General features: G+C 70.7%; 27 protein-coding genes. 25 read left to right on the top strand and 2 right to left on the bottom strand.

Going from position 1 to position 23382, the window contains the following annotated elements; translation table 11 throughout:
• Positions 1–66 precede the first annotated feature (66 nt).
• The 6 genes from ACIPJY_RS04310 to trmD all read left to right on the top strand — a co-directional run bounded on the left by ACIPJY_RS04310 (position 67) and on the right by trmD (position 5113).
• A complete protein-coding gene (locus ACIPJY_RS04310) occupies positions 67–912 on the top strand; it encodes an SDR family oxidoreductase (RefSeq protein ID WP_400459013.1) in 846 nt (281 codons plus the stop codon).
• Positions 913–914: 2 nt separating this feature from the next.
• Entirely contained in the window at positions 915–3038 is a 2124-nt protein-coding gene (locus tag ACIPJY_RS04305; protein ID WP_400459016.1) for an FAD-dependent oxidoreductase, read from the top strand.
• Between the two features lie 169 nt (positions 3039–3207).
• Positions 3208–3618 (top strand): 30S ribosomal protein S16, encoded by a 411-nt coding sequence (gene rpsP / locus ACIPJY_RS04300; protein WP_400459018.1) that lies wholly within the window; start codon positions 3208–3210, stop codon positions 3616–3618.
• A gap of 4 nt (positions 3619–3622) precedes the next feature.
• Complete coding sequence (locus ACIPJY_RS04295) at positions 3623–3859, top strand: RNA-binding protein (RefSeq protein WP_022905822.1); 237 nt, start codon at positions 3623–3625, stop codon at positions 3857–3859.
• Complete coding sequence (gene rimM / locus ACIPJY_RS04290) at positions 3816–4418, top strand: ribosome maturation factor RimM (protein WP_400459020.1); 603 nt, start codon at positions 3816–3818, stop codon at positions 4416–4418. Before ACIPJY_RS04295 ends, rimM begins: the two co-directional genes overlap by 44 nt.
• Positions 4419–4420: 2 nt before the next feature.
• Positions 4421–5113, top strand: coding sequence for a tRNA (guanosine(37)-N1)-methyltransferase TrmD (gene trmD, locus ACIPJY_RS04285; protein WP_400459023.1), 693 nt, complete (start codon positions 4421–4423; stop codon positions 5111–5113).
• A 225-nt stretch (positions 5114–5338) separates the two neighbouring features.
• Here the strand turns inward: trmD and map are convergent, their stop codons facing one another.
• A complete protein-coding gene (gene map / locus ACIPJY_RS04280) occupies positions 5339–6121 on the bottom strand; it encodes a type I methionyl aminopeptidase (protein ID WP_400459025.1) in 783 nt (260 codons plus the stop codon).
• A 175-nt stretch (positions 6122–6296) separates the two neighbouring features.
• Between map and rplS the strand changes: the two genes are divergently transcribed.
• The 9 genes from rplS to ACIPJY_RS04235 all read left to right on the top strand — a co-directional run bounded on the left by rplS (position 6297) and on the right by ACIPJY_RS04235 (position 13356).
• Positions 6297–6653, top strand: coding sequence for a 50S ribosomal protein L19 (gene rplS / locus ACIPJY_RS04275; RefSeq protein ID WP_400459027.1), 357 nt, complete (start codon positions 6297–6299; stop codon positions 6651–6653).
• 152 nt (positions 6654–6805) lie between these two features.
• Positions 6806–7552, top strand: coding sequence for a signal peptidase I (gene lepB / locus ACIPJY_RS04270; protein WP_400459030.1), 747 nt, complete (start codon positions 6806–6808; stop codon positions 7550–7552).
• Positions 7549–8247: a ribonuclease HII gene (locus ACIPJY_RS04265; protein ID WP_400459032.1), complete on the top strand. Its 699-nt coding sequence runs from the start codon at positions 7549–7551 to the stop codon at positions 8245–8247. Before lepB ends, ACIPJY_RS04265 begins: the two co-directional genes overlap by 4 nt.
• A 43-nt stretch (positions 8248–8290) precedes the next feature.
• Positions 8291–8614, top strand: coding sequence for a DUF2469 family protein (locus ACIPJY_RS04260; RefSeq protein ID WP_214978948.1), 324 nt, complete (start codon positions 8291–8293; stop codon positions 8612–8614).
• Between the two features lie 106 nt (positions 8615–8720).
• The gene (locus ACIPJY_RS04255) at positions 8721–9068 is read left to right on the top strand and encodes an Lsr2 family protein (protein ID WP_400459035.1); all 348 of its coding nucleotides are present in this window, start codon (positions 8721–8723) and stop codon (positions 9066–9068) included.
• A 138-nt stretch (positions 9069–9206) separates the two neighbouring features.
• Positions 9207–9560, top strand: a complete 354-nt coding sequence (locus tag ACIPJY_RS04250) for a YraN family protein (RefSeq protein ID WP_400459038.1) — start codon at positions 9207–9209, stop codon at positions 9558–9560.
• Positions 9557–11089: a YifB family Mg chelatase-like AAA ATPase gene (locus tag ACIPJY_RS04245; protein WP_400459040.1), complete on the top strand. Its 1533-nt coding sequence runs from the start codon at positions 9557–9559 to the stop codon at positions 11087–11089. The genes ACIPJY_RS04250 and ACIPJY_RS04245 overlap by 4 nt, the downstream gene beginning before the upstream one ends.
• Positions 11086–12366 (top strand): DNA-processing protein DprA, encoded by a 1281-nt coding sequence (gene dprA, locus ACIPJY_RS04240; RefSeq protein WP_400459042.1) that lies wholly within the window; start codon positions 11086–11088, stop codon positions 12364–12366. The genes ACIPJY_RS04245 and dprA overlap by 4 nt, the downstream gene beginning before the upstream one ends.
• A 33-nt stretch (positions 12367–12399) precedes the next feature.
• Positions 12400–13356 (top strand): tyrosine recombinase XerC, encoded by a 957-nt coding sequence (locus ACIPJY_RS04235; RefSeq protein ID WP_400459045.1) that lies wholly within the window; start codon positions 12400–12402, stop codon positions 13354–13356.
• 237 nt (positions 13357–13593) lie between these two features.
• On the opposite strand, the gene ACIPJY_RS04230 is transcribed toward ACIPJY_RS04235, so the two are convergent.
• Positions 13594–14166 (bottom strand): murein hydrolase activator EnvC family protein, encoded by a 573-nt coding sequence (locus tag ACIPJY_RS04230; protein WP_400459047.1) that lies wholly within the window; start codon positions 14164–14166, stop codon positions 13594–13596.
• Positions 14167–14346: 180 nt separating this feature from the next.
• On the opposite strand from ACIPJY_RS04230, the gene ACIPJY_RS04225 reads away from it, so the two are divergent.
• The 10 genes from ACIPJY_RS04225 (at position 14347) to ACIPJY_RS04180 (ending at position 23340) form a co-directional block, all read left to right on the top strand.
• Complete coding sequence (locus ACIPJY_RS04225) at positions 14347–16059, top strand: sugar porter family MFS transporter (RefSeq protein WP_400459049.1); 1713 nt, start codon at positions 14347–14349, stop codon at positions 16057–16059.
• A gap of 255 nt (positions 16060–16314) precedes the next feature.
• Positions 16315–17244, top strand: a complete 930-nt coding sequence (gene rpsB, locus ACIPJY_RS04220; protein WP_123653734.1) for a 30S ribosomal protein S2 — start codon at positions 16315–16317, stop codon at positions 17242–17244.
• An 85-nt stretch (positions 17245–17329) separates the two neighbouring features.
• Complete coding sequence (gene tsf / locus ACIPJY_RS04215; protein WP_400459052.1) at positions 17330–18157, top strand: translation elongation factor Ts; 828 nt, start codon at positions 17330–17332, stop codon at positions 18155–18157.
• A gap of 134 nt (positions 18158–18291) precedes the next feature.
• Positions 18292–19011 carry a UMP kinase gene (gene pyrH, locus ACIPJY_RS04210; RefSeq protein WP_123653732.1) on the top strand — a complete coding sequence of 240 codons (720 nt, stop codon included), beginning with the start codon at positions 18292–18294 and terminating at the stop codon, positions 19009–19011.
• A 46-nt stretch (positions 19012–19057) separates the two neighbouring features.
• Positions 19058–19612 (top strand): ribosome recycling factor, encoded by a 555-nt coding sequence (gene frr / locus ACIPJY_RS04205; protein ID WP_400459053.1) that lies wholly within the window; start codon positions 19058–19060, stop codon positions 19610–19612.
• Positions 19612–20610 (top strand): phosphatidate cytidylyltransferase, encoded by a 999-nt coding sequence (locus tag ACIPJY_RS04200; RefSeq protein WP_400459055.1) that lies wholly within the window; start codon positions 19612–19614, stop codon positions 20608–20610. The genes frr and ACIPJY_RS04200 overlap by 1 nt, the downstream gene beginning before the upstream one ends.
• A 48-nt stretch (positions 20611–20658) precedes the next feature.
• Positions 20659–21207, top strand: coding sequence for a DivIVA domain-containing protein (locus ACIPJY_RS04195; RefSeq protein WP_400459058.1), 549 nt, complete (start codon positions 20659–20661; stop codon positions 21205–21207).
• 90 nt (positions 21208–21297) lie between these two features.
• Positions 21298–22269, top strand: a complete 972-nt coding sequence (locus ACIPJY_RS04190; RefSeq protein ID WP_400459061.1) for a hypothetical protein — start codon at positions 21298–21300, stop codon at positions 22267–22269.
• A 13-nt stretch (positions 22270–22282) separates the two neighbouring features.
• Positions 22283–22603: a hypothetical protein gene (locus ACIPJY_RS04185; protein ID WP_400459064.1), complete on the top strand. Its 321-nt coding sequence runs from the start codon at positions 22283–22285 to the stop codon at positions 22601–22603.
• Positions 22600–23340, top strand: coding sequence for an alpha/beta hydrolase (locus tag ACIPJY_RS04180; protein ID WP_400459067.1), 741 nt, complete (start codon positions 22600–22602; stop codon positions 23338–23340). Before ACIPJY_RS04185 ends, ACIPJY_RS04180 begins: the two co-directional genes overlap by 4 nt.
• Positions 23341–23382: the final 42 nt, after the last annotated feature.

Here is a 23382-nt window from a genome sequence, read left to right as displayed (position 1 = left end):
AGGCTCGTGGCGGCCCCGCCACGAGCCTCCAGTCCGCATCCTGCTCACGCAACGCAAAGGACTGAAGTGACCGACAGCACCGCACCCATCGCGCTCATCACCGGCGCCTCCCGCGGCATCGGCCGGCTGCTCGCGCAGAAGCTCGGCCAGCGCGGCGCGACCGTCGTCGTGACGTACAAGGGCAACGCCGACCTGGCCGAGGAGTCGCTCGCCGACGTCAAGGCCGCCGGCGGCGACGGCATCACCGCGCAGGTGGACATCGAGCAGCCGGAGTCGATCGACGCCCTGTTCGACCTGGTGCGCGACACGTACGGCCGCCTCGACTACTTCGTCGCGAACGCCGCCGCGAGCGCGTTCAAGCCCGTCGCGGACCTGAAGCTGCACCACCTCGACCGCAGCTACGCCACCAACGCGCGGTCGTTCGTGCTGGGCGCCCAGCGCGCCGCGCAGCTGATGGACAAGGGCGGCCGGATCGTCGTCGTCACGTCGTACGGCTCGCTCCGCGCGTTCCCGACCTACGCCGCGCTCGGTGCAGCGAAGGCCATGAGCGAGTCCTACATGAAGTACATGGCGGTCGAGTTCGGCCCGCGCCAGATCACCGTGAACGCGGTCAACGGCGGGCTCATCGACACCGACTCGCTCGAGTACTTCTACACGAAGGTCCCCGGCCAGGCGCCGATCGAGACCGTGTACGAGAAGCTGCCGCTGCAGCGTCCGGGCACCGCGGACGACATGGCCGACGCGGTGGACTTCCTGCTGTCCGACAAGGCGTCCTACATCACGGGCCAGGTCCTCTCCGTCGACGGCGGCCTGACCGTCATCGCGCCGCCGTACTGGGCCGACACCACGTCGCCGCTCCGTGACGCCGTGCTGCCGTCCGACGGCTCCGTCACGGACGCCTCGGCCTCGTAGCCATGACCGTCGCCGCTCCCGACACCGCCGTCGCAACCGTCGCGTCCCCGTGGACGCTCGGCCCGCTGCACCTGCCCAACCGGGTCGTGATGGGCTCGATGCACACCGGACTCGAGGTGCACGACGACGGCGGCGTCGGGATGGCGGCGTTCTACCGTGAGCGTGCCGCCGGGGGAGCGGCGTGCATCATCACGGGTGGCATCGCGGTCAACGACGAGGCCCGCGGAGGCCCGGACTTCGCGGTGTTCGGCGTCGGGGGCGCCGACGAGCGCTTCCGCGTGGCGGTCGACGCCGTGCACGACGAGGGCGCGACGATCCTCGCGCAGCTGTTCCACGCCGGCCGGTACGCGCTCGTCGGCGGCATGACCGACCGGAACGGCGAGCCGCAGCGCGCGATCGCACCGTCGGCGTTGCCGTGGGCAGCGGCCCGGGGCGTCGTGCCGGTCGAGATGACCGCGTCGGACATCGAGCGGACGATCGCCGACTTCGCCGCGGCCGCCCGTACCGCACGCGACATCGGCTTCGACGGCGTCGAGATCATGGCGTCCGAGGGCTACCTGATCAACCAGTTCGCGTCGCCGCTGACGAACCTCCGTGACGACGAGTGGGGCGGGTCCGCCGCCGCACGTCGCCGGTTCCCGGTCGCCGTCGTCCGCGCCATCCGCGCCGCGGTGCCGGACATCGCCGTGACGATCCGGCTCTCCGGCGCCGACCTGATGCCCGGGTCCTCCACGGACCAGGACGTCGACGCGCTGGTGCACGAGCTCCTGCCGCTCGGCCTCGACGGCATCTCGGTCGGGATCGGCTGGCACGAGTCCCGCACGCCGACCGTGCAGGCCGCCGTGCCGCACGGGGCGTGGCTGTCCTACGCGGAGCGCATCGCCCGGGTCGTCCGCGACTCCGAGCACCCGGACGTCCGGGTGATCGCGTCGAACCGGATGACGGACCTGCGCGACGGCGAGGCCGTGCTCGCCGACGGACTCATCGACGCCGTCGCCCTGGCACGACCGTTCCTCGCGGACCCCGCGCTGGTGTCGCGGTCGATCGCCGGTCGGTTCGAGCTGGTGAACACCTGCATCGGGTGCAACCAGGCATGCCTCGACCGCTCGATCATCGGCCAGCCGGTCTCGTGCCTGGTCAACCCGCGCGCCGCCCGTGAGGTGGCGTTCCCGGCACGCCCGACGACGGACCCGAAGCGCATCGACGTCGTCGGCGGGGGACCGGCCGGGCTGGCCGCCGCCGTGGACGCCGCCCGGCGCGGGCACGACGTCACCCTGTGGGAGGCCTCGGACGAGCTCGGCGGCCAGTTCGGCCTCGCCGCGCTCGTACCCGGCAAAGAGGACTACGCCGCCACCGTCCGGGCCGCGCGCGCCGAGCTGCGGGACCGCGGGGCCACCGTGCACCTCGGTCGTGCCGCGACGGCAGCCGACCTGGCGTCGAGCGACGGCGTCGTGCTGGCGGCCGGGGTGGTCCCGCGCACGGTCGACATCGCCGGCGCCGACCTGCCGCACGTCCGCTCCTACGAGCAGGCCCTGCGCGAGGGCGTCCCCGAGGGCACGGTCGCGATCATCGGCGGCGGAGGCATCGGCGTCGACACGGCGGCCTTCCTCACCGAGTCCCCGGACGAGGTCGTGCGCGCCGCGGAGTTCGGCGCGCGCTGGGACCTGACCGTGGCGGACGAGCTCACCGGCGACCTGCCGCAGCGCCAGCCGGTCGCCGTGCGGACCATCCGTCCGGGCGACCAGGTCACCGTGCTCCGGCGTTCGGGCAAGTTCGGCCAGGGCGTCGGGCTGACCTCGCGGTGGGTGGCGCTCGGCCGGCTGCGGGACGCCGGCGTGCGCATGGTCGGCGGCGTCCAGGAGTACCTGCGCATCGAACCCGGGGCGCTCTGGATCCGGGACGAGGACGGCGCGGAGCGCATGGTGCCGGCGGACAACGTCGTGATCTGCGCGGGGCAGGAGAAGGCGATCGACACCGACGGTGACGACCCCGCCGGACTGGTGTCGGGCCTCCAGGCAGTCGGTGTGCCGTTCGCCGTCGTCGGCGGCGCACGCGACGCCCGGAGCGTCGACGCGGTCCGCGCGACGTCCGAAGCGCTCGAAGCGGTGCGCACACTCGCGCCGTAGCGGCGCGTCCCGGCTCGCTTCTCGGGCCGACATCTGTAAGAATGAACGGTCGAAACGTGTCCGCTCGACCCTCTATCCAGCGGATCACGTATTCTCTCGAGCTTCCACCGCGCGTGCCCCCACGCCCGCGGTTCCGGTTCAACCACAACAACACGCAACAGGAGCATTTGTGGCTGTCAAGATCCGTCTCAAGCGTCTCGGTAAGATCCGGGCGCCGTACTACCGCATCGTCGTCGCCGACTCGCGCACCAAGCGCGACGGTCGCGTCATCGAGGAGATCGGCAAGTACCACCCGACCGAGGAGCCCTCGTTCATCGAGGTCAAGTCCGACCGTGCGCAGTACTGGCTCGGCGTCGGCGCGCAGCCGACCGAGCAGGTCGCGGCGCTCCTCAAGCTCACCGGTGACTGGGCCAAGTTCAAGGGCGAGAAGGACACCGAGTCCAAGGTCAAGGTCAAGCAGCCGAAGGAGGCCTTCGTCGTCGACTCGTCGAAGAAGGCGGTCCTGAAGCCCAAGTCGGAGAAGAAGGCCCCGGCCGCTCCGGCCGAGGCCGACGCCGACGCAGAGACGACCGAGGCGTAATTCCTTGCTCGAATCCGCGCTGACGCACCTCGTCAAGGGGATCGTCGATCACCCTGACGACGTGCGCGTCGCCAGTTCCACCTCCGCGCGGGGCGAGGTCCTCGAGGTGCGCGTGCACCCCGAGGACCTCGGCCGCGTGATCGGACGCGCCGGTCGGACCGCCAAGGCGCTCCGCACCCTCGTCACGGCTCTCGCCGATGGCAAGCGGGTGCGGGTCGACGTGGTCGACACCGATTCCTGACGAGGCGACCCAACTCCGGGTGGGTCGCATCACCAAGGCGCACGGGCTCAAGGGCGGTCTCAAGCTCGAGCTCTACACCGACGACCCGGATCGTCGGTTCACGCACGGAGCGGTCTTCACGCTCCAGGTCCCCGACGACTCTCCGTGGTCGGGGAAGACCATCGCCATCGACGAGCTCCGCTGGTACAACGGCCACCCGGTCGCCTTCTTCGAGGGCATCGCGGACCGTTCCGGCGCCGAGACACTCGCGCGGGCGATCCTGTGGGTCGACCAGGACCCGAACGAGGAGACCGGCGAGGAAGACGCCTGGTACGACCACCAGCTGGTCGGCCTTGACGTCGTCCGTGACGGCGTCACCGTCGGCACGGTCGCCCGCGTCGACCACCTGCCGGCACAGGACCTGCTCGCCGTGTCGACGCCGGACCGGGGCGAGGTCCTGGTGCCGTTCGTCTCCGCGATCGTGCCCTCCGTCGACATCGCCGCGGGCCAGGTCACGGTCACGCCGCCGCAGGGCCTGTTCGAGGACCCCGAGGACACGTCCCGACCCGAGACCTTCTAGCCGTGCGCATCGACATCGTCACGATCTTCCCGGAGTTCTTCGGGGTGCTCGACGTCTCGCTGCTCGGCAAGGCACGGCAGGGCGGGCTCCTCGACCTGCACGTGCACGACCTCCGCTCCTGGACCACCGACCGGCACCGCACCGTCGACGACACCCCGTACGGCGGCGGTGCCGGCATGGTGATGAAGCCGGAGCCGTGGGCGCAGGCGCTGTCCGCGCTGCTGCGACCGGACGGGTCGTCGACGCTCGTCGTCCCGACGCCCGCCGGCACGCCGTTCACGCAGTCCATCGCCCGGTCGCTGGCCGCAGAGTCGGACCACCTCGTGTTCGCCTGCGGGCGGTACGAGGGGATCGACGCCCGCGTGTTCGAGTGGGCGGCGTCGCGTTGCACCGTCGTGGAGCTCTCGCTCGGCGACTACGTGCTGAACGGCGGCGAGGTCGCGGCGATGGCCATGATCGAGGCCGTCGGGCGACTCGTGCCGGGTGTGGTCGGCAACCCGGAGTCCCTCGTCGAGGAATCGCACGAGGACGGCCTGCTCGAGTACCCGTCCTACACGAAGCCCGCTTCCTGGCGGGATCTCGACGTGCCCGAGGTGCTGCTCAGCGGGCACCACGGCCGCGTGGCCGCGTGGCGGCACGAGCAGCAGGTGGAGCGGACGCGGCGCGTCCGGCCCGACTTGCTGCCGGACGCGTAGCGGGCGGGGTGCGAGCGGTCGTTCGCGGTGGGTCGTTTCGCGCGCGGGGTCGTTCGCGCGGGGTCGGTTGTTTCGCGCGTGGGGAGTTGAATCGCGCGTAGGTGGTCGTTTCTTTCGACCGCCTACGCGCGTTTTCGCTTTCCATGGAGCGCGGTGTGGGAAGGACCGATCGACGGACGGGAGGCCCGGTGCGGGCTGGCACCGGGCCTCCAGGCCGTCAGGTGGTCACGCTGCGCGCTGTGCGCGACGCAGGGTCAGGACCTCGGGGCCGGTCTCGGTGACCGCGACGGTGTGCTCCACGTGCGCAGCACGGGAGCCGTCCACGCTCTTCAGGGTCCAGCCGTCGTCGTCCTGGTAGAGCTCGGCGGTGCCCTGCATGAGCCAGGGCTCTATCGCGACGACGAGTCCGGGGCGGAGCTTCAGGCCGCGCCCCGGGCGGCCGTCGTTCGGGACGTGCGGGTCGCCGTGCATGGTGCGCCCGACGCCGTGTCCGCCGAACTGCAGGTTCACGTCGTAGCCGCCCTGGTGCGCGACCGCGCCGATGGCGTGGGACACGTCGCCGAGCTTGTTGCCGGGTGCCGCCTGTGCGATGCCGGCGGCGAGTGCGCGTTCGACGGTGTCGATGAGGCGCTGGTCCTCGGCCTGGTGCGTGCCGACCTGCACCGTCACCGCGGAGTCCGCGACCCAGCCGTCGACGCTCGCGGCGAAGTCGAGGCTGACGAGGTCGCCGTCCTGCAGGGTGCGGTCGTACGGCAGACCGTGCAGCGCGGCGTCGTTCACGGAGGTGCAGAGGTTCTTGCCGAAGGGCGACTTGCCGAACGACGGGTGGTAGTCGACGTAGCAGCTCACCGCACCACGCTCCGCGATCATCCGCGCGGCGACCCGGTCGAGGTCGAGCAGGTTCACGCCGACGTCCACCGTCGTGAGGAGCTCGTCGAGCACGTCGGCGACGAACCGCCCGGCGACGCGGAGTCCGTCGAGTTCAGCGGGGGTGCGGAGTTCGATCATGCGTCCATCCTGCACGGTCGGCCGCGTTTGGTCGGTGCTCGTCGGTGTGGCATGATGGATCGCTGTGCCCTGGCTGGACTCTGCCACGGGGGAGTCGCCGACACCGGGCACCATCACCACTTTTCCGAATTCGATCCGCGGCGACCCGTGCGCGTCCGCAGAGAGTGACCCAATCATGAGCCAGCTCCTCGACAACGTCGACGCAGCATCGCTGCGTACCGACGTCCCGGACTTCCGCGCCGGTGACACCGTCAAGGTCCACGTCAACATCGTCGAAGGCACGCGTTCGCGTATCCAGGTCTTCCAGGGTGTCGTCATCGGCCGTCAGGGCCACGGCCTCGGCGAGACCTTCAAGGTCCGCAAGGTCAGCTTCCAGGTCGGCGTCGAGCGCTGGTTCCCGGTGCACTCGCCGATCATCGACCACATCGAGGTCGTCACCCGCGGTGACGTCCGTCGCGCGAAGCTGTACTACCTGCGCGAACTGCGCGGCAAGGCGGCCCGTCGCAAGATCAAGGAGAAGCGCGACAACTGATCGCCTTCACAGCGAGCGTCCGCGAGCCGGACTCCGCTGGCAGCCCCTCGTCCATGTACGGTTGTGCATCGACGGGGGGCTTTCCCTTTGCGCGGGTACCGCCCGCGTGGGCCGGTGTGCTGCGCCGGCCTGTGTCCTGAACGAGAGCGGAAATGACCGACACCACCGAGGAGCCGGGGCGCAGGCCTCGTCCGCACAAGCAGCGGAACGGTGTCCTGACCTTCCTCCGCGACCTGCTCATCATCTTCCTCGCGGCATTGTTGGTCTCGTTCCTCGTCAAGACGTTCCTGATCCGCTCGTTCTACATCCCGTCGGCGTCGATGGAGAACACGCTGCAGATCAACGACCGGGTGATCGTGAACGAGCTCGTCCCGGACGCGGTGTCGCTGAAGCGCGGCGACGTGGTCGTGTTCAAGGACCCGGGGGGATGGCTCACCGGCTCCGAGGTGCCGAGCGTCACGCCGACGTCGCAGCCCGCGAAGGCGATCGACTGGCTCTTGACCCAGGTGGGGCTCGGGACCGGCGACAGCGACGACCACCTCATCAAGCGTGTGATCGGTCTGCCCGGCGACAAGGTCGCGTGCTGCAACGACCTCGGGCAGATGACGGTGAACGGAGTCCCGCTCAAGGAGCCGTACCTGAAGCTGCCGACGGGGGAGACCCGCGCATCCGGGACGGACTTCTCGGTCACGGTGCCGAAGGGCACGATCTGGGTGATGGGCGACAACCGCTACGACTCGAAGGACTCCCGGTACAACGGCGACACCCCGTCGAAGGGCTTCGTGCCGCTGTCGGACGTCACCGGCCGTGCGTTCGTGATCTCCTGGCCGACCAGCCGCTGGACGTGGCTCGACGACTACCCGAACGTCTTCGCCGGCGTGGAGGAGAAGGACCAGTGACCCCCGTCCGTCCGTCGCTCCGGCTCGAGAAGTCCTACTTCGCCGAGGGGCGCGTGACGGTCATCGGCGTCGACGAGGTCGGGCGCGGAGCGATCGCCGGACCCGTCGCGGTCGGGGTCGCCGCGGTGACGGTGGACGTCCGCCGCGTCCCGCAGGGTCTGGCCGACTCGAAGCTGCTCTCGGCCGCACGACGGACCGAGCTCGTGCCGGTCGTCACACGGTGGGCCAGGACCGCGGTGGGGATGGCGTCCGCCGAGTTCGTGGACGACCAGGGGATCGTGCCGGCGCTCGGACTCGCCGGAGCCAGGGCCCTGTCGTCCCTGGCGGCATCGGGTGTGTCGTTCGACGGGGCGATCGTGGTCCTCGACGGGTCGTTCGACTGGCTCTCACGGGCGCTCCCGCCGACACTGGCGCCGGTCTCGTCGCCGCTCGACGTCGTGGTGCGCGTGAAGGCGGACCGCGACTGCGCATCCGTGGCGGCGGCCTCGGTGGTCGCCAAGGTCGAGCGGGACGCGCTGATGGTGGCGGCGCACGACGACGCGCCGCACTACGCCTGGGCGTCGAACAAGGGGTACGGGTCGACGGCGCACTACGACGCGATCCGTGCCGTTGGACCGCACGCGCTGCACCGGAAGAGCTGGCTGCATGCGGCGTCGAGCGTCGCGCTGGACGGGTTCGACGAGCTCGCTGGCTGACGTTCGTCCGAGGGGCGCGTCTGCGCCGTAGACTGTGGGCGCAATGGATGACGACGAATTCGACGACTACGACCGAGAGGTCGAGCTCGCCCTCTACCGTGAGTACCGCGACGTCGTGTCGCAGTTCCGCTACGTGGTCGAGACCGAGCGACGGTTCTACCTCGCCAACGAGGTGGAACTCGCGCGCCGCGACACCGAACACGACTTCTACTTCGAACTGACGATGAACGACGTCTGGGTCTGGGACGTCTACCGTTCAGATCGCTTCGTGAAGTCCGTCCGGGTCCTGACGTTCAAGGACGTCAATGTCGAAGAACTCACCACGCGTGAACTCGAACTCCCGAAGGAACTCGCACTCGACGAGTGATCGTCAATTCGACGGAATCGCTGGGAAACGCCGGGTGCATTTCCGTGCGTGAAGTATTCGCCGCTACGATGAACGAGATTTCATCCATCGTGCAGAGGAGTACCCAATGGCACAGAAGGTCACCGTGCAGCTCGTCGACGACCTCGACGACTCGCCGATCACCGCAGGCGAAGGCCGTACCGTCGAATTCGCATTCGACGGTTCCACCTACGAGATCGACCTGAGCAACGACAACGTCGACAAGTTCCGTGAAGCGATCTCCGACTACGTCGCCGCCGCGCGCAAGGTGAGCGGGCGCCGCACCGGCGGGACCGCGTCGAAGTCCGCGCCGAAGCGGGGGAATTCCGAAGAGCTCGCGAAGGTCCGTGAATGGGCCAAGGAGAACGGGTACGAGGTCTCGACCCGTGGTCGTATCTCCACCCAGGTGCAGGAAGCGTACGCAGCCGCGCACTGAGCGCACTGCTCCGAGCCCGGTCGACCGTGATGGTCGGCCGGGTTTCGTCGTTCCTCCACAGGTTTGTGTTCGTCATCGGTTCTCCACCGGTCTGCTCAGTGCCGTTCGGATTCGCGGGCACGTGGCGACGCTGGCTGCATGGGAACAGCGACATTGGGAGCCCGCGGCGAGACGATCGCCGTCGAATGGCTCGAAGCGCACGGGTACACGGTGGTCGACCGGAACTGGCGGTGCGCCCGCGGTGAAGTCGACATCGTCGCCGGGAAATCCGGCGACGTCGTCTTCGTCGAGGTGAAATCCCGGGCGAGTGCGAGCACGGGGCACCCGCTCGAATCGATCACGGCAGCGAAACGCAGGCGCTTGCGTCGGCTCGTACCCGCTTGGTTCGCCGCGCACCCGGAGACGTCGGCGCGCGACATCCGGATCGACGCCATCGCCGTCCACTTCCTCGGCGACCACGCCGTCGTCGAGCACGTCGAGGCGATCGCGTGACCGAGATCGCCCGGACCTCCGCGGTCGCACTGCTCGGGGTGAGCGGGCGACTCGTCGAGGTCGAGGCACACCTCACCAGCCAACTCCCGGGGTTCAGCATCATCGGGCTCCCCGACACGTCCCTCGGCGAAGCACGAGAACGCGTCCGATCGGCGGCGTCGAGCGCTGGGTGCCCGCTGCCGGCGCGGCGGATCACCGTGAACCTCACGCCGGCCGCGATCCCGAAGCGTGGGTCCGGGTTCGACCTCGCGATCGCGATGGCGGTCCTCGCCGCGGCCGGCAGCGCTCCGCGGGTGTCGGGCCGGGTCGTCTACATCGGCGAACTCGGGCTCGACGGCCGCGTCCGACCGGTACCGGGCGTGATCCCGATGACCCTCGCCGCGCGGGACGCCGGCGTGGACCGCGTGGTCGTGCCGATCGGGAACCTCGCAGAGGCGCAGGTGGTCCCGGGCGTCGCGGTGCACGGCGTCTCCTCGCTCCGTGGCGCCGCGATCGACGCGGGCGCGCTCCTGCCCGCGGTCGACGTCGACCCGGTGCTGGTCGAGTCACCGCCCGACCCCCGGAGGCCCCCGGCGGAGCTCGCGGACGTCGTCGGCAACGAGGTGGGCGTCCGCGCGATGATCGCCGCGGCTGCCGGTGGCCACCACGTCCTGCTCCTCGGCCCACCGGGAGCGGGCAAGACGATGCTCGCCGAACGGTTGCCGGGGATCATACCCGACCTCCGGGGTGAAGCCGCGATCGAGGTCGCTGCCGTCCGGTCCGTCGCAGGACTCGGAGCGCGCTCGTGGACGACGCGTCCTCCGTGGGAGGCCCCGCACCACTCGGCCTCCGCTGCTGCGCTCATCGGGGGTGGCTCCGGGACGATCCGGCCGGGTGCGGTCTCCCGGGCAACTCGGGGCGTCCTGTTCCTCGACGAGGCACCCGAGTTCCCCCGGGTCGTGCTCGACGCGCTCCGGCAGCCGTTGGAGTCCGGGCGGATCACCGTCCACCGGGCCGCGGGCGCAGCGGAGTTCCCTGCGCGGTGCCAGGTCGTGCTCGCAGCGAACCCGTGTCCGTGCGGTCACGCCGGTGCGCGCCCCGACCTCGGCGGCCCTGCGTGCGAGTGCACCGCCACGACCGTCCGGCGGTACCTCGGCCGGATGTCGGGGCCGCTGCTCGACCGCATCGACATCCGGGTCCACGTCCAGCGGGTGACGACCGGCGCGATGCGTCGAGCGGACGGGACGACCCCGTCGACCGCGGGCGCCCGGGCGATGGTCGCGGCGGCACGGGATCGCATGGCGACGCGGCTCGACGGCACCGGGTGGAGCACCAACGCCGAGGTGGCCGGGACCTGGCTGCGCGGGGCCGGGCGGTCGGAGCCCGGGTCGACGGGGTTCCTCGACCGGGCACTCGACCTCGGCACGCTCACGATGCGGGGGTGGGACCGGGTGATGCGCCTGGCGTGGACGATCACCGACCTCGACGGCCTCGACCGTCCGGGGGACGAGCAGGTCAAGGCCGCCCTCGCACTCCGGAGCGCGCTGTGACCGCGCCGCGCACGACCGGCACGGGTGCGGTGGACCTCCGGTCGGTCCGGCCGACGGGGCTGCCGGAGGACACGGCGGACGCCCTGGCGCGGGTCGCCTGGAGCACGGTCGTCGAGCCGGGTGACGCCACTGCGGGATCGCTCGTCGCGATGCTGGGGGCGGCTCGGTCGCTCGCACTCGTCCTCGAGGCGGTCACCGGTCGTGCATCGTCCAGCGGCACTGCATCCCCGATCGTGCGAGCCTGCTGGGACGCGGGCGGCGTCGCAGCGGACGACCTGCACTCGCTCGAGGCCGCGATCGACGCGGGGCTGGAACGATGGCGTCCGCGGGTGAGCGCGATCGACGTGGCCGAGGTCGTGCGTACCGCGGCCACCGTCGGCGGGGCGCTCGTACTGCCGGGGGACTGGGACTGGCCCGAGCGCCTGGACGACCTCGAGGTGCACGCACCGATCGTGCTCTGGCGTCGGGGCGAGCCGCCGGCGCTGCACCGCCCGACCCTCGCTGTCGTGGGGTGCCGAGCGAACACGCTCGCCGGTGCCGAGGCCGCTGCGGAGATCACGTCAGCGGCCGCCGATGCCGGGTGCTCCGTGGTCAGCGGTGGCGCCTACGGGATCGACGCGGTGGCACACCGGGTGGCGATCGCAGCCGACACCGAGACGGTCGCGGTGCTCGCCGGCGGGATCGACCAGCTGTACCCGACCGGGCACGTCGAACTCCTCGGCAACGTCAGTCGGCACGGCCTGCTCCTCGCGGAGTCCCCACCCGGCACCCGGCCGACCCGATGGCGCTTCCTCGCGCGGAACCGACTCATCGCGGCGCTCGGTGACGCGGTGGTCGTCGTCGAGGCCGGTGCCCGATCGGGAGCGATCAACACCGCCAACCACGCGGCGCAGCTCGGTCGGCCGGTCCTCGCGGTGCCCGGTGCGTTCTCCTCGCCGGCGTCCGTCGGGTGTCACCGACTCGTCGCCGACGGACGGGCCACGCTCGCGGTGCACCCGGACGACCCGGCGCGTGCGGCGATCACGGCGCACTCGGGGACCGACGGGTTCGAGGACACCGCGCTGGTCCTGTCCGGCCCCGCCGAGGACCCGGAGGTCATCCGGGTGGTCGACGCGCTCGGACGTCGAAGGACGAGCACGATCGTCGACGTCGCCCGGCGGTCCGGGATGTCGGTGGCCGAGGCCACGGATGCGCTGGCGCTCGCGGAGCTGCAGGGCCTCGTCCGCCGACGTCCCGACGGATGGGCTGCCGCTCCGTCTCCGGCGAGGCGCTCGTGAGGCGGGGACCGGGGCGCGCCTACGCTGTGTCGCATGGACGAGCGGGGCGGTGCGGGCACGAGGACCCTGGGCAGTGCGGTCGCCGCGTTCCTCGGGTACGCCGTCCACGAGCGGGGTCTGAGCGAGCAGACGGTCCGGGCCTACCGGGGCGACCTCGAGGACCTCCTCCGATCCGCGGACGCTCGGGGCGTCGAGCGCGTCGACCAGCTGACGCTCGACGTCCTGCGCGACTGGCTGTGGGAGGCGAACGAGCGTGGTCTCGCCCGGTCGAGCATCGCCAGGCGGTCATCGTCCGTCCGGGCCTTCACCCGGTGGGCGAGCGAGAGCGGCATCGTGCCGACGGACCCCGGTGTCCGCCTCCGGGCGCCGAAGGGAGCGTCGCACCTGCCGCGGGTCGTGTCCGAGGACCAGGTGCGCGTCCTGCTCGACGGCCTCGCGGAGCGGGCGGCGGGGGACGACCCGGCAGCGCTCCGTGACGTCGCCCTGGTCGAACTGCTCTACGCCGCGGCGATCCGTGTGAGCGAGCTCGTCGGCATCGACGTCGGCGATGTCGACCGTGGTCGGCTGACCGTCCGGGTGCTCGGCAAGGGCGGCAAAGAACGGGTGGTGCCGTTCGGGGTGCCTGCGCGGGATGCGATGGAGGCGTGGCTGTCCCGCGGCCGGCCGACGCTCCTCGCACGTGCCGCCGACGCGGCGCCGGATCCGGGGGCTGCCGCGGCGCTGTTCCTCGGGGATCGCGGTGGCCGACTCGGGGTGAGGAGTGCCTACCGGATCGTGGCGCGCCTGCTCCAGGACCTGCCCGGCGAGGGGCCGAGCGGACCTCACACCTTCCGGCACACCGCTGCGACGCATCTGCTCGACGGGGGAGCGGACCTGCGTGCCGTCCAGGAGCTCCTCGGGCACGCGAGCCTCGGCACGACGCAGATCTACACGCACGTGTCCTCCGCGCGCCTCCGGGAGGTCTACCGCACGGCGCACCCCCGCGCCTGACCCGCGGCTCCGCGCTCTGCAGGCCGGGCCCGGCCCGGCTCGGCCCGGCTCGGTCCTCCCGGCTCGGCTCGGCCCACGCGGCTCAGCTCGGCTCGGCCGACCCAGCTCGGCCTGGCCTGGCACTGCACGGCGTGGCCCGGCCAGGCCAGGCCAGGCCTGGCCCGGCCTGGCCCTGCACGGCTCGGCTCGGCCCGCCGGCTCTCGCTCATCGGCCTCCTCAGGGACCCACGAGTCAGCTCACCCCGGCCACGCCGACTCCGGGAGCAGCACGGGCCACTCCGCCGCCGGCAAGTAAGGCGTGGGGTCCACGTACCGGTCCTCGAGCCGAGCGCCGAGGTGCACGCACGGCGCGGTCGCTGGACAGTGGCCCACCGCGACCTCGCCGACGGGTGCCCCCTGACGGACGACATCCCCCTTGGCCACGCGCGGCACGACCGAGTCGAGCGTGCTGACCAGCCCCGAGCCGTGGTCGATGGTCACGACCGTCCGACCGCCGACCGGGCCCGAGAACGTCACGACGCCGTCGTCGACGGCGACCGCCGTGGAACCGAGGGGTGCGGACACGTCGATCCCGCGGTGTCCGGCTGCGTAGTCGTCCGAGGGCGGCTCCCACCCCCGCTCGACCACGCGCGACCCGGTCGGCCACACCCACGGCGGAGCATCCGACGCCGCGACCGTCACCGTCACAGCGGTCCTGGTCGGTGTCGGACCCGGTCCCGACGATGCCGGATCGGACCTGCCCAGCCCGACAGCCGTCAGCAGCAGCGCGAGGACGATCAGCGCGAGCGGTGCCAGCGTGCGTGGAGTCATGAGACCAGCCCCGGCACTGGAACCGCGGACCGCCGGGCTGACGGCCGATCTGTGGATGGTGGGGCGAGCCTCCCGGCTGTGGAGGACGCGGCGCCCTGCGTGCGTCTGCATCTCCCGACACGGCAGAAGTCGATCGACTGGCGCCGTGTCGACGCATGCGGAGGCATCGCCTGCGTCCGCATGGTTCGACACCGCGGGAGTCGATCGACGGGCGCGGTGTCGAAGACGCCCCGCGGACCGCGGCGGCGGAGCCGCCCCGCGCGCCGCGCGCCGCGCGCCGCGCCGCGCCCCGCGCGCGCGCGCCCCGCGCGGAACCCGGTTATGACCACCGGGCGATCGGAGAGTAACGTCGGGGCCGCTCCGGACCACGCAACGCCGCTCGGACGGCGAACAGACCGACCGCCGGGGCAGCGTGCGCACAGCAGCACGGCGGCAGAACCCAGGAGCAACGTGTCGAACACAGCCACCGGGCACGGCGAGGACCGTGCGTTCAAGGGGAAGGTCACCGCGTTCGCCATCGCAGCAGCGGTGGGCGGCTTCCTCTTCGGATTCGACTCGTCCGTCATCAACGGCGCGGTCGACGCGATCAAGGGCGAGTTCGGGCTGTCCGAAGCCGCCAGCGGCTTCGCGGTCGCCTCTGCCCTCATCGGCTGCGCGTTCGGCGCCTACTTCGCGGGTCGCCTCGCGGACCGCTGGGGCCGCACCCGCGTGATGTTCTGGGCAGCCGTGCTGTTCTTCGTCTCCTCGATCGGTGCGGGCTTCGCCTTCGCCACCTGGGACTTCGTGATCTGGCGCCTCGTCGGCGGCCTCGGCATCGGGACGGCGTCGGTCATCGCGCCGGCGTACATCTCCGAGGTCTCCCCGAAGGCGATCCGCGGTCGTCTGGCCTCGTTCCAGCAGCTCGCGATCACGCTCGGTATCTTCGCCGCGCTCCTGTCCGACCAGTTCTTCGCGGTCACGGCGGGCGGCGCCTCCGAGGTCGTCGCCGGCCTGCCCGCATGGCGCTGGATGTTCCTGGTCGGCATCGTGCCGTCGGTGGTCTACGGCATCCTGGCGATCACGCTGCCGGAGTCGCCGCGGTACCTCCTCGCGAAGGGCCGCAAGGACGACGCCCGCGAGGTCATGACGAAGATCGTGCCGCGGGACACCGTGAACACGAGCCTCGAGGAGATCCAGGACGGCATCGAGAAGGAAGCCAAGGAGAAGAAGGGCTCGATCCGCGGCAACCGCTTCGGGCTGCAGCCCATCGTCTGGGTCGGCATCATCCTCGCCGTCCTGCAGCAGTTCGTCGGCATCAACGTGATCTTCTACTACTCGACGACGCTCTGGCAGGCCGTCGGCTTCAAGGAGGACCAGTCCTTCCTGATCTCGACGATCACCTCGGTGGTCAACGTCGCGGTGACGTTCATCGCGATCTTCACGGTCGACAAGCTCGGTCGGAAGCCGCTCCTGGTGGCGGGTTCGTCCGGCATGTTCATCTCGCTGCTGATGGTCGCGATCGCGTTCTCGCAGGCCACCATCGTCGACGGCGCACCGCAGCTGCCCGGCCCGTGGGGCGTCATCGCGCTCATCTTCGCGAACCTCTTCGTCGTGTCGTTCGGCGCCACGTGGGGTCCGCTCATGTGGGTGCTGCTCGGCGAGATGTTCCCGAACCGCATCCGCGCGACGGCGCTCGGCATCGGCTCCGCGGCCAACTGGATCGCGAACTTCGTCGTCACGATCACGTTCCCGGTGCTGTCCGGCTTCAACCTGACGGTGACCTACGGCATCTACGCGCTGTTCGCCCTGATCTCGCTCTTCTTCGTCATCGCGAAGATCCCCGAGACGAAGGGTCGTTCCCTCGAGGAGATGGGCATCAGTGCGGAAGGCGACACGGTGAACGCGAAGGCGTAGTCGTCACCGCGGACAGGAGGCACGGTGCGGGTCCGACCCGCACCGTGCCTCCTGTCTGTTAGCATTTCTCCAGCAGCGCGCCGTCGTGCGCGCTGACTTCGCGTGTCCACGCACGACACCCGACCACCGGTCCCGCTCGCGAGCGGGCGGTCGTGTGTCAGGACACCAGGGATCGCGACCTCCGGTCGCGTTCGACACAACCGCAACAGGCCCGCAGCACAGCTGCGCGCCGAGAACACAGAAGGAGGACGGCACATGGCCGTCGTCACCATCCGCCAGCTGCTCGACAGCGGCGTCCACTTCGGACACCAGACCCGTCGGTGGAACCCAAAGGTGAAGCGCTTCATCCTCGCCGAGCGCTCGGGCATCCACATCATCGACCTGCAGCAGTCGCTGGCCTACATCGACCGCGCGTACGACTTCGTCAAGGAGACGGTCTCGCACGGTGGCACGATCCTCTTCGTGGGCACCAAGAAGCAGGCGCAGGGCTCCATCGCCGAGCAGGCGACCCGCGTCGGCCAGCCGTACGTCAACCAGCGTTGGCTCGGCGGTCTGCTCACGAACTTCCAGACGGTCTCCAAGCGCCTCGCGCGCATGAAGGAGCTCGAGGAGATCGACTTCGACGACACGACGAAGGGCTTCACCAAGAAGGAGCTCCTCATCAAGAAGCGCGAGCTGGACAAGCTCCACAAGACCCTCGGTGGTATCCGCAACCTCACGCGGACCCCGAGCGCGCTCTGGATCGTCGACACCAAGAAGGAGCACCTCGCCGTCGACGAGGCGCAGAAGCTCGGGATCCCGGTCATCGGCATCCTCGACACCAACTGCGACCCCGACGAGATCAACTACCCGATCCCGGGGAACGACGACGCGATCCGCTCCGTCGGTCTGCTGACGCGCATCATCGCCGACGCCGCTGCCGAGGGTCTCAAGACCCGCCACAACGGTGGCTCGGACGAAGAGGCCGCCGAGCCGCTCGCCGAGTGGGAGCAGGAGCTCCTCGGTGGCGAGACGACGACGGCTCCGGCCGCCGACGCCGCGCCCGAGGGCAGCACCGTCGAGGAGAACGACGCCGACGCGCAGGTCGCCGCCAAGGAGATCGGCGAGCCGATCGCCGACGAGGCGAAGAACGCCGAGCCGACCGCCGAGGCCGAGGCCGCAGCGGAGACCACCCCCGCCGAGTGAGTGTCCGAGGGCGCCGGGCCACGCGGCCCGGCGCCCTCGACGCCGCTCTCCCCGATCACACACAGTCCAGAAAGGACGCCAGTCAATGGCAAACTTCACCGCCCAGGACGTGAAGAAGCTCCGCGAGGACCTCGGTGCCGGCATGATGGACGCGAAGAACGCGCTCGTCGAGGCCGACGGCGACTACGACAAGGCCGTCGAACTGCTCCGCATCAAGGGTGCGAAGGCCGTCGCCAAGCGCGATGACCGTGCCACCTCCGAAGGCGTCGTCGTCGCGACCGCCGACAACGGTGCCGCCACCGTCGTCGAGCTCGCGAGCGAGACCGACTTCGTCGCGAAGAACGAGAAGTTCACCACCCTCGCCGACAAGGTCCTTGCTGCGGTCGCCGCTGCGGGTGCCACCGACGTCGCCTCCGCGAACCAGGCGCCGCTCGACGGCAAGACCGTCCTCGACGTCGTCAACGAGAGCGCTGCCGCGCTCGGCGAGAAGCTCGAGGTCCGCACGGTCCGCCGTGTCGAGGGCTCGAAGTTCGAGATCTACCTGCACAAGACGAGCCAGGACCTGCCGCCGCAGATCGCCGTCGTCGTCGCCTACGACGGTGACAACGCCGCCGAGGCCCGCTCGATCGCGCAGCACGTCGCGTTCGCGAACCCGTCGTACCTCACGCGCGACGAGGTCCCGACCGAGGCCATCGAGAAGGAGCGTGCGACCGTCGAGGCGATCACGCGCGAAGAGGGCAAGCCGGAGGCCGCCCTCCCGAAGATCGTCGAGGGTCGCGTCAACGCCTTCATCAAGGGCATCGCGCTCCTCGACCAGGACTACGCGAAGGACAACAAGATCTCCGTCGCGAAGGCCGCCGAGAACGCCGGCATCACGATCCAGGGCTTCGCCCGCGTCAAGGTCGGCGCGTAACGAACCCATGACGGGGTCAGGAACCAACCGGTTCCTGGCCCCGTTTTCGCGCCCGCGGCCCCACCGACCGCTCGGGCGCTAGTAGATTCCACGAGACTTGCACACCGCACGACTCCGTAACGAAGGGCGAGCACATGACCGACGAGAAGACCGGACGACGACGGGTCCTGCTGAAGCTCTCCGGGGAGGCCTTCGGTGCCGGTTCGCTGGGGGTCAACCCCGACGTGATCGGCAGCATCGCGAAGGAGATCGCCGTCGCCGCGCGTGACGTCGAGGTCGCCATCGTGGTCGGCGGCGGGAACTTCTTCCGCGGCGCCGAGCTCTCGCAGCGCGGCATGGACCGCGGACGTGCCGACTACATGGGGATGCTCGGGACCGTGATGAACGCCCTGGCGCTGCAGGACTTCCTCGAGCAGGCTGGTGCCGCCACGCGCGTGCAGTCCGCGATCAGCATGACCCAGGTCGCCGAGCCCTACATCCCGCGGCGCGCCGAGCGGCACCTCGAGAAGGGCCGCGTCGTGATCTTCGGCGCCGGTGCCGGTCTGCCGTACTTCTCGACGGACACCGTCGCGGCGCAGCGTGCGCTCGAGATCGGTGCCACCGAGGTCCTCGTCGCCAAGAACGGCGTCGACGGCGTGTACTCGGCGGACCCGAAGAAGGACCCGACCGCCGAGAAGCTGCACCACGTGACCTACCAGGACGCGCTGCTGAAGGGCCTCAAGGTCGTCGACGCCACGGCGTTCTCCCTCTGCATGGACAACGGCATGCCGATGCACGTCTTCGGCATGGAGGGCGAGGGCAACGTCCAGGCCGCGATCCGTGGCGAGCGCATCGGCACGGTGGTCAGCAACTGACCTGCCCGGCTGACTAGACTCGACGACGTACCGAAGGAGAACCACCGTGATCAGTGATGTCATGAGCGAAGCCACCGAGAAGATGGCCAAGGCCGTCGACGTGGCCAAGGACGACTTCTCGACCGTCCGGACCGGCCGCATCAACGCCGCGCTCTTCCAGAAGATCCCGGTCGACTACTACGGGTCCCCGACGCCGCTCGCGCAGCTGGCGTCCCTGCAGACCCCCGAGGCGCGCACGCTCATCGTGACGCCGTACGACAAGACGGCGCTGAAGGAGATCGAGCGGTCCATCGCGACCTTCCCGAACCTCGGTGCCAGCCCCACGAACGACGGCGAGATCGTCCGCGTGACGATCCCGGAGCTCACGCAGGACCGCCGCAAGGAGTTCGTCAAGCTCGTCCGCGGCAAGGGCGAGGACCACAAGGTCGTCATCCGCAACATCCGCCGCAAGGCGAAGGACGACCTCGACGCGCTGAAGGGCGAGATCTCGGACGACGAGATCGCCCGCGGCGACAAGGACCTCGAGGCCCTCACCAAGAAGCACGTCGACCTCATCGACGACGCGCTGAAGAAGAAGGAAGCCGAACTCCTCGAGGTCTGATGCCCCGTCGTGACGAGGGCGCCGACCGCCCCACAGCAGATGACACCCGTCCGTCGGCGAAGGGTCTCCGGCACGACTTCGATGCCAGGGCCCGAGCCGCTCGGACGGACTTCGAGGCGCAGATCCGTCAGCGCCGCGCGTCCTTCGACGCCCGCAACGAGGCGCTGACGGCGCGCACCGGGCGGAACCTCCCGGCCGCGATCGCGATCGCCCTGGCGTTCGCGGTGGTGATGCTCGGATCGCTCCTGATCTGGGAGCCCGCCTTCATGGTGGTCGCCGCGTTCCTGATCGGATTCGGCGTGTGGGAGCTCGCGAGCGCGATGCGCTTCGCGGGCCGCGACGTCCCTCGGATCCCGAGCGTCGCCACCGCGATCGCGATGGTGCCGGCGGCGTTCCTCGGCGGGCAGGTCGAGGCGCTCTTCACGATCCTCGGCGGCATCGTGCTGATCACGCTCTGGCGCCTGGTCGAGGTCGCGTTCGCCCGGCAGAAGCCCTCGGCGGGGAACGTCTTCCGCGACCTGACGAACGGGTTGTTCGTCCAGGCCTACGTCACGCTGCTCGGCGCCTGCGTCGTGCTGCTCTCCGCGCTCCAGGACGGTGCGCTCTGGGTCGTCGGGTTCATCCTCGTCGTGGTCGCCGTCGACACGGGCGCCTACGCCACCGGACTGAACTTCGGGAAGCACCCGATGGCACCGCGGATCAGCCCGAAGAAGACCTGGGAGGGGCTCGCGGGCTCGGTGGCGGCGAGCATCATCGTCGGCATCCTGGTCGCATGGCTCATGCTCGGCCTGCCGTGGTGGACCGGCATCGTCCTCGGCGTGCTCATCTCCGGTTCCGCGACGCTCGGCGACCTCACCGAGTCGATGATCAAGCGCGACCTCGGCATCAAGGACATCTCGTCGTTCCTGCCCGGGCACGGTGGTCTCCTCGACCGGATCGACAGCATCCTGCCGTCCGCCGCGGTCGCCTACTTGCTGTACCTCGTCGTCAACCACTGACCCGCGCGTCCAGCTCGCACCAGGGGAGTGTCCTGGCAGAATGTCGCCGTGCCCACGACGTTCCCGACAGCTCCCCGTTCGGTCCTCGGCTACGACATCGACGAGGTCGAGCGTTTCCTCGAGGACGCCCGCTCCGCCTACACGGCCAACGACAGCGCCCCCGGCATCGAGGCCGCGAAGATCCGCGCGACCGCCTTCTCGATGAAGAAGGGCGGCTACTCGACGCAGCACGTCGACGCCGCGCTCGAGCGGCTCGAGGACGCGTTCGCCACCCGGGAGCGCGAGCGCGAGATCGCCGAGGTCGGGCAGAAGTCCTGGTACGCCGAGGCCCGCACGAAGGCGTCCGACGTCGTCGCGCGCCTGGAACGACCCGAGGGGCAACGCTTCCACCGCGTGAACTACCTGGCGACGGGCTACCACCCGAAGGACGTCGACGCGTTCGCGAAGCGACTCGACGGCTACTTCCGTGAGGGCAAGCCGCTGAGCCTCACCGAGGTGCGCTCGATCGTGTTCCGCCCGAAGCACGGCGGGTACCGCGAGGCCCAGGTGGACGCCCTCCTCGACGCCGTCGTCGAGGTCATGCTCGCCGTCCGGTAGTCCCGATCGCGCACGCCGCCGGACCCGAACCGACGCGCCGTGCTCCGGTGCTTCGTTTTCCGTGATCGTTCCGTTATCCTGGACGGACTCATGGGCAGGCACACGGCAGACATTCGATCCGACCGCGCATCCCGGCAGCAGTTCGACCACCCCGTGGTCAGCGAACGCCGCGCGGCACAGAACCGAATCCGCACCGCGGACACCTCGGTCGCGCAGACGAACCCGACGGCGACGACGCCGGCATCCGGGCACGTCGCTCCCAAGTCCGTCGCGGAGAACCGCGTCAGTCCCCGGGTGGAACTCACCCCGGCGACGCCGGCAGACCCGCGCATCGTGAAGCAGCGCCGCGCCAGCGTCGCCCGCACGACCGCGCCGAAGGCCTTCAAACCGGTCTCCGAGCGCGGCCTCAACGGGTTCATGCGCAAGCGCGCCACGATCCCCGCGCTCTCCTTCTTCGCGGTGTTCGGCTTCGTCGGCGGGTCGCTCTTCAACCCGCTGCAGGCCGACGTCGCGCAGGCAGCGGTCTCGACCCCGGTCCTGACGAAGGCCCCGGCGGTCCCGCAGCAGTACACGGCGCACGGCACCTACGCCGCGTTCGACGTGACCCGCGACGGCTACGACATCACGAAGCCGGCGCCGAAGGTCGTCAAGCCCGCAGCCACCGAGACCGACGACGACGACAGCGCGACGACGGACAGCACCGCGGCGACGACGTCGGTCACCGCGTCGAACAGCATCGCCGCCGTCGCCGCCACCCCGGACCCGGGCAGCGCCCAGGCGATCGCGCTCGAGCTCGTCACGGCGCGCGGGTGGGGCACCGACCAGTACAACTGCCTCGTCTCCCTGTGGAACAAGGAGTCCGGCTGGCGCGTCAACGCCTACAACCCGAGCGGTGCCTACGGCATCCCGCAGGCCCTGCCCGGCAGCAAGATGGCCTCGGCCGGCGCCGACTGGCAGACCAACCCGGCGACGCAGATCACCTGGGGTCTCAACTACATCTCCGGCGTGTACGGCACCCCGTGCGGCGCCTGGGGCCACAGCCAGTCGTTCAACTGGTACTGATCGGCGCTCCCGGATGCCGCGCAGCAACCGGCCGCGGCGTCCGCGTGGTCGGGTCGACGATCGTCGTGTCGCGATCCCTGATCCCGAGGAGTCCGGCCTCGACCGCCTGATGAGCGGCTGGAAGCGGACCGAGGTCCGTCGCGGCCGCGAGTACGCCGTGCAGCCGATCTCCGCCGCGTCCGCGCAGAAGGAGTACGTCTGCCCGGGCTGCGGTGGCGCGGTCCTGCCCGGCGTCGCGCACGTCGTCGTCTGGCGTACCGACGGCGTGCTCGGCGACGCGGCCGACCTGGCGTCCCGCCGACACTGGCACACGCACTGCTGGAGGACCGCATGACGACCGACGAGAGCACCGAGATCCGCTCCGCCACCGTGCTCCCCGCCCGCCGCACCGAGATCGAACTCGTCACCGACGACCACCTCACCCTCGTCGGCGAGCTCGCGGAGCCACTGGACCGCCCCGCGCGCGGCACGATCGTCACCCTGCACCCGCTGCCGACCGCGCAGGGGTTCATGGATTCGCACGTCCTGAAGAAGGCGGCCGCCCGGCTGCCGGAACTCGCCGACATCGCCGTGCTGCGGTTCAACTTCCGCTCGGTGACCTCGCCCCGCGGCACGTCCGAGGGGACGTTCGGCGAGGGCGTCTCCGAGGGGTTCGACCTCCGGGCCGCGGTCGCGGACGTCGTCGACCGCGGGCTGCCGACCCCGTGGCTCGTCGGCTGGTCCTTCGGCACCGAGGTGATCCTGAAGCACGCCGTGGAGCACGTCGAGGCCGGCACGGTCGCCGGTGTCGTCCTGCTGTCGCCGCCGCTGCACCGCACCACCGACGAGGAACTCGCGCGCTGGGCCGACGTCGACGTACCGGTCGTGGCGCTGGTCCCGGAACACGACGACTTCCTGCAGCCGGACGACGCCGCACGCCGCTTCGCCGTCGCGCCCGACGTGCGCGTGGTGCCCGTCGAGGGTGCGAAACACCTCTGGGTGGGGGAGCGCTACGTCCGCATCGTCCTCGACGCCATCGCGGACCTGGTGGTGCCGGGCAGCGCCCCGCTGCCGACGCACTGGCCACGCTGAGCACCGGGACGAACCCGGCCGCCTGACGGCGTATACCCGGTC

The organism is Curtobacterium sp. NPDC090223 (assembly GCF_044746585.1).
In the GTDB taxonomy this organism is placed as follows: domain Bacteria; phylum Actinomycetota; class Actinomycetes; order Actinomycetales; family Microbacteriaceae; genus Curtobacterium.
This window is presented reverse-complemented; position numbering and strand designations above follow the sequence as displayed.